Consider the following 13,150-nt stretch of genomic DNA (forward strand, 5'->3'; position numbering starts at 1 on the left):
CCGCCGGGCCGGGCCCCGCGCGCCGCCGCCGGCCGCGCCGACGCCCCAGCGCGGCCTCCCCTTCCCCGCCGGCTCACCGCGACATCGTCCTCAGGCGCTGCTTGTAGGACTTCACGGCCGCCTTGAGGTCGGTCATGTTGGTGCAGCCGAATGCCTCCAGATACGCGTTGGCCAGGGTGAACGCCACCTCACCCTCGGCCACGACGGCTGCGGCGGGCACGGCGCACACGTCGCTGCGCTCCTTGGAGGCCTGCTCGACCTCAAGCGTGTCCAGGTTCACCGTGTCGAGCGGCTTCATGAGCGTGGGAATGGGCTTCATGGCCACGGTGACGATGAGCGGCATGCCGTTGGTCATGCCGCCCTCCAGGCCGCCGGCGTTGTTCGACGAACGCTGGAAGCCGTCGGAGCCCTCGAGCACGATGGGGTCGTGCACCTGGGATCCGGGGCGGCGCGCGGCCTCGAAGCCGAGCCCGAACTCGACGCCCTTGATGGCGGGGATGCCGAACAGGGCCGCGCCGATGCGCGAGGTCAGCCGGTCTGAGGCGCTCGCATAGCCGCCAAGCCCGGGCACGAGGCCACGGGCCACCACGCGAAACGTGCCGCCCAGGCTCTCGCCGGCAGCGCGCGCCTTGTCGATGGCGGCCTTCATGGCATCGGTGGCGCGCGCGCTCGGGCAGCGCATCTCCGAGAGCTCGATGTCAAGCGGCGTGTAGGTGGTTGCCGCCGTCAGGGGGTCGTCCTCGTCCATGGCCGCGTCGCCGACGGACACCACATAGGAGAACACCTCCACCCCCAGCTCAGCCAAAAGCTCGCGGGCGATGCCCGTGGCCGCCACGCGCGCCGCCGTCTCCCGCGCGCTCGCGCGCTCGAGGATGTTGCGGCAGTCGTCGGTGTTGGTGCGCAGGGCGCCCACCAGGTCGGCGTGGCCAGGGCGCGGCGTGACCTCGCGCTTGAGGTCGGCCGGAGGCGGGCCGAAGGGGGCCATGCGATCCGACCAGTTCACCCAGTCGCGGTTGCGGACGGAAAGCCCGATGGGGCCGCCGAGCGTGCGTCCGAAGCGCAGGCCACCCGTGACGCGCACCTTGTCGCGCTCGATGGTCTGGCGGCCGCCGCGGCCGTAGCCGCCCTGGCGCCGCGCCAGGTCGCTGTTCATCTGCTCCTCGGATATGACGAGGCCGGCGGGCACGCCCGTCACGATGGCCGTGAGCTCGGGGCCGTGGCTCTCGCCTGCGGTGAGGTATTCCATGGGCATCCTTTCTTAGCAGTCGAAGCCGGCGGCCTCGGCCATGAGGGCGAACAGCTCGTCGAAGCCAAGCGGCTGGGGCGCCTCAGCGATGTCGCAGACGATCTGCACGGTGACGACCGCCTGGGCCACGAGCATGCCGGCGCCGTCGAGCGCCGTGGCCCCCGCCGCGCGGGCCGCCGCCACAAGAGCCGTCTCGCCGTGGCCGTAGACGGCGTCGAACACCCACTGCCCCCCGTGGAGCAGCGCTGTGTCGAAGGGCGCCGGGTCGCCTTCGGCCATGCCGAGCGGCGTGGCGTCGATGATGAGGTCGGCCGCGGCAATGGCCTGGGTGGACGTGGCGTAGCTTCCGTACTTGAAGCACACGTGGTCGAAGGCCTCGCGGAAGCTCAGGTGACCCTCGCTCGCAGCCGGCAGGTCGATGGTGGCGCGGGCCAGAAGGCCGTACTCGTCCACGTAGGCGCGCAGCACCTCGGCGGCGCGGTCCTTGTCGCGCCCGAGCAGCAGCGCCTCGTCGGCGCCGGCCTGGGCGGCGGCGTGCAGGATGGCCAGGGACGTGGGGCCCGTGCCGCACACAGCCACGCGCTTGCCGGCGAAGTCGAAGCCGGCCCGCTCCAGGTTGGCCACGCAGCCCTGCCCGTCGGTGTTGTAGCCGATGAGGGCATCGCCCTTGCGCACGAGCACGTTGGCGCCGTGAGCCAGGCGCGCCGAGGCGGCACGGGCCGTGGCCAGCTCGAAGGCGAGCGGCTTGTAGGGCGTGGTGATGTTGACGGAGAGGAAGTCGCGCTTTTTGAGGAACGCGCGCGCGTCGAGCGCGTCGGGCAGGTCCATGGCCCCGTAGTGCCAGGGCAGGCCGAGCCGCTCGTAGGCGGCGTTGTACATCACGGGCGACTTCGAGTGGGCGATGGGGTGGCCCAGCACGTAGAGCTTCTGGGGCGTCTCGGCCGGCGGCGCGCCGGCGGCGGATACGGTCATCACAGTCCCTCCTGGGAGCGGTTCTCCATGTTCTGGCGGCAGGCGGGCGGCGCGGGCTCGGGCTGACGCGACCCCAGCATCATACGCTCCAAGTTGCGCAGCAGGAGGGTGTGGGGCAGGTCCTGCTCGACCAGCGGTTGCAGCATGTAGGCCTTCATCCCCGCCAGATGCGCCGCGGCCACGTCGGTGAGCAGCTGGTCCCCCACCATCACCGCGGAGGAGCGCGTGCCGCCGAGCTTGCGCATCCCCAGCAGCAGGCCGTGGGGCAAGGGCTTTAGGGCCTTGGCCACGATGGGCAGGTCCAGCTCGCCGGCGAGCGCGTGAACCGACGCGTGCCAGTTGTTCGACACAAGGCATACCCCCGTCCCCGCCTCACGGGCGCGCGCGAGCCACAGCCGCACGTCACGGGGCACCTCGTGGGTGTCGCGGGTGAGAATGGTGTTGTCGATGTCAAGCAGGACGCAGTCCAGCCCGCGGGCCCGCAGGTCGCGCTCCACGTCGATGTGGGACAGGCGCGAGAAGTACCGATCCGGATCCAGCAGCCCCATGACGGCGACCTAGTTTCCGGCGATGGCCCGCTGGTGCTCGTCGTAGGTCTCGCTGAAGAAGTAGTCCATGCCGCCCGACGCGTTGGGCTTGAAGTAGAAGAACAGGTAGTTCGTCTGATCCGGCTCGCACACGGCCTTCAGGCACTCGAGGCTCGGCGAGCAGATGGGCGTCGGCGGCAGGCCGGGGTTAGAGTAGGTGCTGTAGGGAGTGTCCGCGTGCACCTCGTCAGCCGTGGGGTCGTGGCCCACCTCGTAGGCGGTGGTGGCGTCAGACTCCAGATAGGGGCGGTCGGAGGCCAGGCGGTTGTAGAACACCGAGGCCACGGTGGCGCGGTTCTCGGGCGCCGCCTCCTTCTCCACGATGGAGGCCAGGGTGACGGTCTCGTAGAGGCTCAGGCCCTGGGACTCGGGGTAGGCGAACGAAAGCTCCGCCGTCTCGGTCTGGAACTGGGTGAGCATCATGGCCACGATGGCGTTGGCGTCATCGCCCACGGTGACGGAGTAGGTCTTGGGGAACAGGAAGCCCTCGAGCGAGTTGGTGCCAGCGCTCTCCAGGAAGGGGAACTGGCCGGCCCACGCGCTGGCGTCGGCGGAGGCGGCCAGGAAGTCCTCGGCGCTCACGCGGCCGTTCGTGGCCTGGGCCACGGCGGCGGCCGTCGCCTCGCGCGTGAGGCCCTCGGGCACGGTGAGGGTGTCGCCCGTGGCCGCAGGGCCCGCCTTGAGAGTGGCGATGATGTCGTCGAGCGAGGTGCCGCCGGCGAACTGGTAGGTGCCGGGGATGAGCGCGCTCTCGGCGTCCAGCTCGCGCACGCGGTCGACGAACTTGTCCACCGAGGCCACGAGCTTGGCCTCCTCCAGCGACTGGCCCACGTTGTAGGCGCCCTCGCCCTGCTCGATGGTGATGACGGCCGTCTGCCCCTCGGGCAGCAGGTCGGCCGGCGGGTTCACGAAGCGCAGGATGAGGAAGACGGCCAGAGCCACCACCACGAGCGCGAGCACGGCGGCGACGATAGCCGGGGCCTTGCTGCGCTTGGGGCGGATGGCGCTCGTGTCGTAGGTGCGGAACAGCTCATCGCCCCGCGCGTGGGCCGCGCGAGCGGCGTGGTTGGGACGTTCGGAATAGGTGAGCTGCTTTCGATGGAGGGGCATGGGGCGGGTATCCTTATCTCGCCTGGGCGGCGCGCTCGTCGAGCCACGCCTGCAGGAACAAACTTGCCGCTATCATATCGACTTTGCCGCGCATGGCTCGCTCGTCGTAGCCCTTTTCACGCAAACTACGCTTTGCCGCCGCTGAGCTCAGGCGTTCGTCGGCAAAGGCGACGGGAAGTCCTGTCGCAGCGCTGACCTGGGACGACACCTTCCTAACGCGCGCCGCCTGCGGCCCCTCCTCACCAGCCAGGGTAAGCGGCAGGCCGCACAGCAGAAGCTCCGGCTCCCAGTCCTCCAGAAGCCGCCGGAAGGACTTCGCGCCAGAGGCCACCTCGGCCGCCGGCAGCACGCACACCGGAGACGCCACGCGCTCTCCCGGGTCGCTCACCGCCACCCCCACGCGCACCTCCCCGATGTCCAATGCCATGACGCGCATCCGCGCTCCTCTCGCCTTGCGTTTCGCTCCCGCTATTCTACCTTATCGCACGTTCGTTCCCTTGCACTTTGACGGCGACGTGCGCATCATGGAAAATTCCCCCCTTCTCCCCCCATTACGCCAGCGTGAGCGCGCTTTCAGTTTTTCGGAGAGAGAGGAGATTTTATGCCCAGCGAGCTTACCACGGACAGCACCTTCTACGACTACTATCAGCAATGGGTCGCCATGTACAAGGAAGGAGCGGTTCGCGATGTCACCCTGCGAAAGTATCAGCTGACGAAGATGTGGCTCTCGAGGCTCATTCCCCAGCTGAAGCTTTCGGAACTCAACCGGATAACCTATCAGCGGCTCCTCAACGACTATGCCTCCTGCCATGAGCGGCAGACCACCATGGACTTCCACCATCAGCTGAAGGGCGCCGTGCTCGATGCGGTCGACGAGGGGCTCATTGACCGCGATCCTACGCGCAAGGCCATCATCAAGGGAGTTCCGCCCAAGGCGAAGAAGCAGAAATACCTCAACCAGTTTGAGCTCCATCGCCTGCTCAACGATTTGGATCTCGGACCTGAGATATCATGGGACTGGCTTATCCTGCTCATCGCCAAGACGGGCCTGAGGTTCTCCGAGGCCATCGCCCTCACACCGGCAGACTTCGACTTTTCCCGGCAGATCGTATCCATAAGCAAGACCTGGGATTACAAGTCTGGCACAGGATTCGTTCCCACAAAGAATCGCTCGTCAGTACGTAAGGTGCAGCTCGACTGGCAGCTCGTCATCCAGTTCTCCGAGCTCACCAAGTCCATGCCAAACGACGAGCCCATCTTCGTTCGGGGCAAGGTATACAACTCGACTGCCAACAGCGTCCTAGAGCGACATTGCCGCCATGCGCAGATTCCCGTTATCTCCATCCACGGACTCAGGCACACCCACGCATCGCTGCTGCTCTTTGCTGGAGTGTCCATCGCAAGTGTCGCTAAGAGGCTTGGCCATGCCAGCATGAACACGACGCAGAAGACCTACCTGCATATCATCCAAGAATTGGAGAACCAAGACGTTGACTTGGTCATGCGCTCGATTTCCAGCCTTATCTAGCCCAGCGCGCTCACGCTGACAAACCGACAAGAGGCCCCGAGAGCCAGACGCAACCAACAGACAGAACACGCCCGCCCCTCACGCTGGTGAAGGGTGATGAGCGAGTCGAGCCTTTGGAAGAGCGCGCACAGAGAGCGCTGTTCAGCAGCACTGGGCAAAAACAAGCATCTCGCCGACCAATCGTCGACGTCAAAGACAAGCTTCTCTATGTCCACGCCAAAGGAGCTCAAGAAATAGCTTCTATACATTGATTTTGTTTTGGACAGCAAAGCCCAAAACTTCGCAGACACCTCTGGACTATCAACAATCACCAAATACTCGTTTGAAACGATTGAGCCTGCAAGATCATTCGGAACGCATCCATTACCGCCATGTACCAATTGGCGCTTCGAAATAACAAAATCGCCAGCCTCGAGAACTTGGTAGTTCTTTACTAGTATGGCGGACCCCATCAGCTTGACGCGAGGAACCACGCCTTCGTTTCTACGTCTAACAGTTATCAACTGGTATTCACGGTCATCCTCTACAGCAATCGCACGGAAAACCATCGAAGCAACTTCTCCAGCCTTACGCTGTTCCCAAGGATCGGTGAAACCTTTGAATCTCAGGGTGGGCTTGCGCTCTGTTTCCGACTTACGCTGCTCAGTCATGCTGCCCACCGCCCAGGAGATTGCGCAGCTCGGCGATGCCGAGCATGTCGAAGTCGTTTCCGACAAGCTGTCCCAGCATCTCGTCGAGCTCACGTTCCGTCTCGCTGATCTGCTGGGCCACATCGGCATAGGTGTCGCCGTACTTGTCCTCGAGTCCCCCTATCTTCGCAACCAGCTCGTCGACGGCCTTTCGGGGTAGCGCTTCCAATGCCTCCACAAGCGGATCGATCCACTTTCGCTCCAGCAGCTCATGAACCTGGGCGTCGGATAGCCCCTTCATCGCCTCAGCCGTCGCAAGCTCCAGTGCGCCCTCCGCCTCTTTCACCGACTTCTTCAGCGCCTTCTGACGCTTCTGCAGCGCGGCAAGCTTCTCCTGCTTCTCCGTCACCTCGTCCTCGGTCAACTCGGACTCCGCCGCGTCGTCCTCTTCCGAAGGCAGCTCTTCTGCCAGGGCGTCGCACTCCCCCTTCACGCAAGCAAGATCTTCCGTTAGACCCCTCAGAGCCTCGAGTTCGTCAGCCAGAACCAGATCCTGCACCAAGTCAAAGGGGATGACGTGCCCCTGCCAGCCCTCCTGGACTTCGACGTCCTTGCCGTTCTTCTTCTTGATGACAAGTCGCGGATCGACGACGCGCGCCGCTTCGAACCCCTCGGTCTGCAGCATCTCTAAATCAGCGGCGACAGATTCCCAGGCATCGTCAAGCGCCTGGAACGCATGATACTTGTCGAGCAGGGGGAAGAGCTCCATTCGCCCGAAGATCTCGTCGGCAAGCTCTTCCTTGGCACCTAGGGGATCGACCGATTCCCAGTTGCCTACAAGCTTTCTCGCAGCATCGGCGCGAAGAGCCCCGAAGGCCTCGTCGTAGCGAGCGAAATAGGCCTTCACCGCCTCATGATCGAGAACCGCCTCCTTCAGGTCATCCACGCAAAGGCGAGCACAATGTCCGTCATCAGACCCGAAGGCAGACTCCCTCAGGCCGGGAAACGCCTGCCAGAATCTTCCCAGATCGTCGATTTCAGCAAGGGGGATACCCCCGAACATGGAGGCATACAAGTCCCATGTCTCCACTGGATCCGACGAGTCCACGTAGCGAGGGATGTTCAGGTTGTAGTCGTTCTCGCGAATCTCGTCCTTGCTGACGAGGCGCGAGAAGCCCTCGACCGTTGAGCGAGAATCGACGACGTCGACAATCCGCCTGATGTCCGACGACCTCAGCCTGTTGTTCTTCCCGTCCTTCTCGAAGCCCTTGGAGGCGTCGACGATGAGCACATCGCTTTCCGGGCGGTTCTGCCTCAATACCATGATGATGGTGGGAATGCCGGTGCCGTAGAAGATGTTCGCAGGCAGGCCTATGATGGCGGCTATCTTGTCGTTTTCGATAAGGTTCCGGCGGATCTGGCCCTCCTCGCCGCCGCGGAACAGAACGCCATGCGGCAAGACGATGCACATGATGCCGGACGGCTTCAGGTGGAAGAGATCGTGAAGCAGGAACGCGTAGTCAGCCTTCGACCGCGGAGCCAGGCCGTAGTTCGAGAAGCGGGGGTCCACGTCCTTCCCATCCGGCTCCCAGCGCTGAGAGTACGGCGGATTGGACACCACCGCGTCAACATAGAGCGGGTCGTACGTCCCCGACGGGTCGGCATCGTCGAAGTACGGCCAGTCATCCTCGAGCGTGTCGCCGTTGCGCACGTAGATGTTCGCGGCGCTGATTCCGCGCATGACCAAGTTCATCCGCGTGAGGTTGTAGGTGGACTGGATGAGCTCCTGCGCGTAATAGACGATGCCGTCCGCATTGCCCATGCGACGCTTGACCGCCTCGCCGATGGTGATGAGCAGCGATCCCGAACCGCTCGTAGGGTCGTAGATGCGTATGTTGTCGCGCTCATGAAGGTGGTCGGCCACGATCTCGGACATGAGCTGCGACACCTCGTGGGGCGTGTAGAACTCGCCGGCCTTCTTGCCAGCGCTCGATGCAAACTTCTCAATGAGATACTCGTAGATGTAGCCAAGCACGTCATAGCCCTGGCGACCGTCCATGGGAATGGACTGGATGAGATGGATGAGCTCGCGTACGGATCGCGTCTGCGAAGCGGCGTCTCCCAGCTTGGACAACCCCGTCTGCAAGGTGGCAAACACGCCTTCGAACAGTCTCTTGCGCTTGGGGCTCACAAGACGGCCAAACGCCGAGAGCGCATCGTAGACACGCGAGATGGTGAAGTCGTTCCCCTCGGCAATCCACGTGGAGAAGAGGTTATCGTAGGAGATGAAATAGCCCAGGCGATTTTGGGCGTACCCTACGGTCTCAGCATCCTCCTCGGTGAGCTCCGTCATGTCAGCGGCCGTCATGCCCTCCTTGAGGAAGAACTGCTCTTCCTGCTCGGAAAGGTACTTGTAGAAGATGAAGCCGAGGATAAAGTCCTTGTACTCGCTTGCCTCCACCTTCCCGCGCATGCGGTTGGCAGATTCCCAAATCTTGGATGCGAGCTGATGCTTGTTCATAGGTTCGTTTCCTCCTCGCATAATCGCAGGTAAGGCGATTATACCGGACGCAGGCATAACGCAAAGCGCCCCGCGCGCGGGTGGCGGCGGGGCGCTTCGGGGCCTTCTTCGCGAGAACGCTACAGGATCATGTCGCGAGCGATCTGGAGGGCGTCGTCAATGCCCTCGGCGTTCTTGCCGCCGGCCTGGGCCATGGTGGGCTTGCCGCCACCGCCGCCCTGGATGGCCGGGCCCATGGCCTTGATGAGGGCGCCGGCGTTGAAGCCAGCGGCCACGGCTTCGTCGGAGCCGGCGGCCATGAGCACGGGCTTGCCGTCGGTCACGGCAGCCGCCACGAGCGCGCCGGGGCGCTCCATGCGCGAGCGCACGACATCCCACAGGTTGCGCATCTGGCCGCCGTCACCGACCTCGACGCGCGCGATGATGACCGGATAGCCGGCCGGGGCCTCCTGCACCTGGGCCAGCAGCCCGGCCACGGCATCCCCGCCGATGGCGCCCTGGGCGCGCTTGCTCTTTTGCTGGAGCTCCTTGAGCGCCTTGACGTTGGCGGCCGCGCGCTCGGCCACGTCCGAGGGCGACACGCGCAGGGCGGCCGCGGCCTCCTTGAGCTCAGCCTCCATCTTGTTGACGTAGGCGAGCGCGCCGTAGCTGGTCACGGCCTCGATGCGACGCAGGTTGGCGCCCACCGACGACTCGGAGACGATCTTCGCGAAGCCGATCTCGGCAGTGTTGGCCACATGGCAGCCGCCGCAGAGCTCGCGGGAGAAGTCGCCCGCCTCCACTACGCGCACGGTCTCGCCGTACTTCTCGCCAAACAGCGCCGTCACGCCGTTGGCGCGCGCCTCGTCGAGCGAGGTCTCGTAAATGCTCGTGGGCACGGCCTCCATGATGCGCAGGTTGGCCACGCGCTCGACCTCGGCGATCTGCTCGGGGGTGAGGGCCTCGAAGTGGGTGAAGTCGAAGCGCAGGCGGTCGGGGCCCACGTAGGAGCCGGCCTGCTTGACGTGCTCGCCGAGCACCTGGCGCAGGGCCGCGTGGAGGATGTGGGTGGCCGTGTGGTTGCGCTCGATGGCCGCGCGGCGCTGGGCGTCGACGCGGGCCACCACGGCATCGCCCACGGCCAGCGGGCCGTCCTCGCAGCGCACGGAGTGGACGGTAAGCCCCTTCTCCGGCGCCTTGGCGTCCAGCACGTAGGCATGCCCCTCGCCGTTCTCCAGCAGACCGGTGTCGCCCACCTCGCCGCCCATCTCGGCGTAGAAGGGGGTGACGTCCAAGACAGCCTCACCCGTCTCCCCTGCCGCCAGGGCGTCCACGCGCTCGCCGTCACGCACGAGGGCGACCACGCGGGCCTCGGCGGCCGTGGCGTCGTAGCCCACGAAGCGCGTGGGGCCGAGCTCGGCCAGCAGGTCGGCGTAGACGCCGCCGTAGGTGGACCAGGCAGCCTCGGCGTCCTTCGCGCCGGCGGCGCGGGCGCGCTCGCGCTGGGCCGTCATGGAGCGCTCGAAGCCCTCCATGTCCACCGTCACGCCGCGAGCCTCGGCTATCTCGCGCGTCACCTCCACGGGGAACCCGTAGGTGTCGTGCAGGGTGAAGGCCTCCTCGCCGGCCAGCACGTCGCCCTCCAAGTTGGCGAGCGCCTCCTCCAGAAAGCTCTGGCCCTGGCGCAGGGTGGCGCCGAAGCGATCCTCCTCCGCCAGGATGAGCTTGCGCTCCAGCTCGCGGTTCTCCACGATCTCGGGGTACACATCTCCCATGAGGCGCACGATCTCGTCCACGTACTCGTTGAGGAACGGGCCCTCGATGCCGATGAGGTGGGCCTTCATGATGGCGCGGCGCAGCAGGCGGCGCAGCACGTAGCCGCGGCCCTCGTTGGAGGGCAGGATGCCGTCGGCGATCATGAAGGTGACCGCACGGCTGTGATCGGCGATGATGCGCAGGGCCAGGTCAGCCTCGGGGTCGTCGCCGTAGACCTTGCCCGAGAGGCGCTCGCCTACGCCCACCAGGCTGCGCAGCACGTCGGTGTCGTAGTTGGACTGGACTCCCTGCATGATGGCGGCCATGCGCTCGAGGCCCATGCCCGTGTCGATGTTCTTCTTGGGCAGGGGCAGAAGCGTGCCGTCCTCCTGGCCGTCATACTGGGTGAACACGCAGTTCCAGTACTCGAGGAAGCGGTCACAGTCGCAGCCCGGCGCGCAGTCAGGGCTGTCGCAGCCGAACTCCGGGCCCTGGTCGAAGTAGATCTCCGAGCAGGGGCCGCAGGGGCCGGTGGGGCCGGCGCGCCAGAAGTTGTCGTCCTCGCCGAGACGCGAGATGTGATCCTCGGGCACGCCGAGGTCCTTCCAGATCTCGATGGTCTCGTCGTCGTCCTCGAACACGGTGAAGTACAGGCGCTCGGCCGGCAGGCCAAGCACGTTGACGGAGAAGTCGTAGGCCCAGGCGCACATCTCCTTCTTGAAGTACTTGCCGAAGGAGAAGTTGCCAAGCATCTCGAAGAAGCTCAGATGGCGGCCGGTGGTGCCGATGATGTCGATGTCGTTGGTGCGCACGCACTTCTGCACGGTGGTGGTGCCGATGTAGGGCTCCTCGAGCTGCTTCTGCTGCAGGAAGTAGGGCTTGAACTGCACCATGCCGGCGCTCGTGAGCAGAAGCGACGGATCATCGGGGATGAGGGAGGACGACGGCATGCGCTTGCAGCCCTTGCCCTCGAAGTAGCTGAGGTACTTCTCGCGGATCTCGGCGGTTGTCATGAATTCCATGGGTTGCTCTTTCTGTCTATGGCGAGGGCCTGCCGGCCCGCTTTCCCGTGACGACGCGCCGCCGGGGCGGACACGCTGACGGAACATTATAGTACGGAAGGCGCCCGGGCGGCGGCCGAGCGGCAGGGAAACACGATCCGCTGACATGCCGCACCGACGCGGGCGCGCCGCACCGGCGTCAGGCGGAATCGCAAGAGACGGCGGCGCGTCGAGCCGAAGCGCACCGACGCGCGCGGAGCGCTAGCCGTGCTTTCCCTTGGCAGGCGGCCTTCGATCCTTCTTCGCCTTCGCGGCCTTGCCCTTCTTTTCCATGGGAGCCGGGCTCCAGCCGGCGAACGGACCGCGACGGCCCTCGGCACGCGCCAGCTCGATGCGCTCCATGGCAGCCGTGGAGTCCGGATGCGGCGAGACGGCATCGGCCATGGGGTCGGGAGCGTTGTCGCTCGTCTCGGACGTGGTGCCCTTGAAGAAGACGCCGTCCTCGGCCACCACGCGACGGCCGGTGCGCTTCTCGAAGTAGTAGACGAACACCGACTTCATGACCGCCACCGCGGGGATGGAGGCGAGCATGCCCACGAGCGAGCCGAGCAGGCCGCTCATGGCACCGCCGAGCGCCGAGCCCACCATGAGGGCCATGAGGGTGAGCGCCGGGTGCACATCGACCGAGTTCGACATGATCTTAGGCGAGATGAACGTGTAGACGAACTGCTGGACGAGAATGGTGCCAACGAGCGCGATGAGGGCCGCGAGCGGGCTCACGAACACGGCAACGACAGCCGTCGCGGCGCCGCCGAGCCACGGGCCGATGATGGGGATGATGTTGAGCACGCCCGTGATGCCGCCCAGGGCCGCAGCATTGGGGATGCCGAGCACCGCGAACAGCACACCGCAGACGATGCCGATGATGGCGCATTGGAGCAGGGTTCCCTTGATGTAGCCGCCCATGACGCGGGTGAACGTGTAGTGGAGGAACTCAGCGTCCTCGATGCGGCGCTCGTCCAGGAGGCGACGGCACTCCCGGCCGATGGCAGGCAGCTCCATGAGCACCCAGAAGGCGATGACGAGCGCGAAGCCCAGGGCCATGAGACCGTTGGCGATGACGGTTCCCACGCCGATGAGGCCCGACGCGCTGCCCTGGGCCACCGCAGACGCCCAGGCGGTGAGGTTGGACTGCACCTCGTCGATGAGGTGCTTGACCGTAGCGTCCTCGAAGACGTGCGCATAGCGGGCGTAGAGGTCGTTGCCCCAGGCGGAAAGCGCCTCCACATACTGCGGGATGGACGACATGAGGTCGGCGAACTGGGCGTTCAGGCCGAACATCGGCGAGAACAGCAGGAAGGCGAAGAACCCGAGCACAAGCGCCATGGCCACGTAGGCGAGCGCCGTGCCCACCGTGCGGTTGACGCCGCGACGCTCAAGCCCGTTGACGACGCCGCGCAGGCAGAACACGATGACCACCGTCCAGATGACGATGGACACCGGCACCGAGAGGATGCTGAGCAGGTAGACGACGACGCCCGTGAGCAGAATGGCACCCACCGCCGTCCACACATCGAGGAAGCGCCGGCGCGCCTTGTCGGCACGCAGGGCTTCCTGGGACACGGCCTCCCCGACTGCGAGCCCTGCGGCCTCCACCGATCGGGCGGTCTCCTGGGCCTCAGGGCCCGGGGCGTGCACGTAGCCGTCGGCCTTGGCATAGGCCTCCACGGCCTCCTCCACCGGCGGCAGGGTGATGGTGTCCATCACCGAGGGGCGGCGAGGCGCCTTCGGCGCGGGCTTGGAGGGGTCGGGGAGCTTCATG

At 65.6% G+C, this 13,150-nt stretch carries 10 protein-coding genes; 1 reads left to right on the forward strand and 9 read right to left on the reverse strand.

Going from position 1 to position 13,150, the window contains the following annotated elements; translation table 11 throughout:
• Window positions 1-73: 73 nt before the first annotated feature.
• From aroC to ruvX, 5 genes are read right to left on the reverse strand one after another with little or no spacing between them, the layout of a single operon-like run.
• On the reverse strand, window positions 74-1,246 hold the full coding sequence (aroC, locus tag D1643_RS04055) for a chorismate synthase (RefSeq protein ID WP_160708901.1): 1,173 nt from the start codon (window positions 1,244-1,246) through the stop codon (window positions 74-76).
• Between the two features lie 12 nt (window positions 1,247-1,258).
• Window positions 1,259-2,218 carry a shikimate dehydrogenase gene (locus D1643_RS04060; RefSeq protein WP_160708903.1) on the reverse strand — a complete coding sequence of 320 codons (960 nt, stop codon included), beginning with the start codon at window positions 2,216-2,218 and terminating at the stop codon, window positions 1,259-1,261.
• Window positions 2,218-2,766 carry a YqeG family HAD IIIA-type phosphatase gene (locus tag D1643_RS04065; RefSeq protein WP_160708905.1) on the reverse strand — a complete coding sequence of 183 codons (549 nt, stop codon included), beginning with the start codon at window positions 2,764-2,766 and terminating at the stop codon, window positions 2,218-2,220. Before D1643_RS04065 ends, D1643_RS04060 begins: the two co-directional genes overlap by 1 nt.
• 9 nt (window positions 2,767-2,775) lie before the next feature.
• Window positions 2,776-3,915, reverse strand: coding sequence for an endolytic transglycosylase MltG (gene mltG, locus D1643_RS04070; protein ID WP_160708907.1), 1,140 nt, complete (start codon window positions 3,913-3,915; stop codon window positions 2,776-2,778).
• Between the two features lie 13 nt (window positions 3,916-3,928).
• The gene (gene ruvX / locus D1643_RS04075; RefSeq protein WP_160708909.1) at window positions 3,929-4,351 is read right to left on the reverse strand and encodes a Holliday junction resolvase RuvX; all 423 of its coding nucleotides are present in this window, start codon (window positions 4,349-4,351) and stop codon (window positions 3,929-3,931) included.
• Between the two features lie 165 nt (window positions 4,352-4,516).
• Here ruvX and D1643_RS04080 point away from each other — a divergent pair, with 165 nt between their 5' ends.
• A complete protein-coding gene (locus tag D1643_RS04080) occupies window positions 4,517-5,443 on the forward strand; it encodes a site-specific integrase (protein WP_160708911.1) in 927 nt (308 codons plus the stop codon).
• Here D1643_RS04080 and D1643_RS04085 read toward each other — a convergent pair.
• The 4 genes from D1643_RS04085 to D1643_RS04100 form a co-directional block, all read right to left on the reverse strand.
• On the reverse strand, window positions 5,440-6,093 hold the full coding sequence (locus D1643_RS04085) for a hypothetical protein (protein ID WP_160708913.1): 654 nt from the start codon (window positions 6,091-6,093) through the stop codon (window positions 5,440-5,442). The two genes, D1643_RS04080 and D1643_RS04085, sit on opposite strands and share 4 nt — an antisense overlap.
• Window positions 6,086-8,593: a type I restriction-modification system subunit M gene (locus D1643_RS04090; protein WP_160708915.1), complete on the reverse strand. Its 2,508-nt coding sequence runs from the start codon at window positions 8,591-8,593 to the stop codon at window positions 6,086-6,088. Before D1643_RS04090 ends, D1643_RS04085 begins: the two co-directional genes overlap by 8 nt.
• A gap of 119 nt (window positions 8,594-8,712) precedes the next feature.
• Window positions 8,713-11,349, reverse strand: a complete 2,637-nt coding sequence (alaS, locus tag D1643_RS04095; RefSeq protein ID WP_160708917.1) for an alanine--tRNA ligase — start codon at window positions 11,347-11,349, stop codon at window positions 8,713-8,715.
• Window positions 11,350-11,589: 240 nt separating this feature from the next.
• Window positions 11,590-13,149 carry an AI-2E family transporter gene (locus D1643_RS04100; protein WP_236643365.1) on the reverse strand — a complete coding sequence of 520 codons (1,560 nt, stop codon included), beginning with the start codon at window positions 13,147-13,149 and terminating at the stop codon, window positions 11,590-11,592.
• Window position 13,150 lies beyond the last annotated feature (1 nt).

Origin of the sequence: Enterorhabdus sp. P55 (assembly GCF_009911695.1) — a bacterium.
Classification (GTDB): domain Bacteria; phylum Actinomycetota; class Coriobacteriia; order Coriobacteriales; family Eggerthellaceae; genus Enterorhabdus.

Excerpts from the sequence above, each read along its gene's own strand:
- aroC (WP_160708901.1), bottom strand. The coding sequence starts at position 1,246 with ATGGAATACCTCACCGCAGGCGAGAGCCACGGCCCCGAGCTCACGGCC.
- D1643_RS04060 (WP_160708903.1), bottom strand. The coding sequence starts at position 2,218 with ATGACCGTATCCGCCGCCGGCGCGCCGCCGGCCGAGACGCCCCAGAAG.
- D1643_RS04065 (WP_160708905.1), bottom strand. The coding sequence starts at position 2,766 with ATGGGGCTGCTGGATCCGGATCGGTACTTCTCGCGCCTGTCCCACATC.
- mltG (WP_160708907.1), bottom strand. The coding sequence starts at position 3,915 with ATGCCCCTCCATCGAAAGCAGCTCACCTATTCCGAACGTCCCAACCAC.
- ruvX (WP_160708909.1), bottom strand. The coding sequence starts at position 4,351 with ATGCGCGTCATGGCATTGGACATCGGGGAGGTGCGCGTGGGGGTGGCG.
- D1643_RS04080 (WP_160708911.1), top strand. The coding sequence starts at position 4,517 with ATGCCCAGCGAGCTTACCACGGACAGCACCTTCTACGACTACTATCAG.
- D1643_RS04085 (WP_160708913.1), bottom strand. The coding sequence starts at position 6,093 with ATGACTGAGCAGCGTAAGTCGGAAACAGAGCGCAAGCCCACCCTGAGA.
- D1643_RS04090 (WP_160708915.1), bottom strand. The coding sequence starts at position 8,593 with ATGAACAAGCATCAGCTCGCATCCAAGATTTGGGAATCTGCCAACCGC.
- alaS (WP_160708917.1), bottom strand. The coding sequence starts at position 11,349 with ATGGAATTCATGACAACCGCCGAGATCCGCGAGAAGTACCTCAGCTAC.
- D1643_RS04100 (WP_236643365.1), bottom strand. The coding sequence starts at position 13,149 with ATGAAGCTCCCCGACCCCTCCAAGCCCGCGCCGAAGGCGCCTCGCCGC.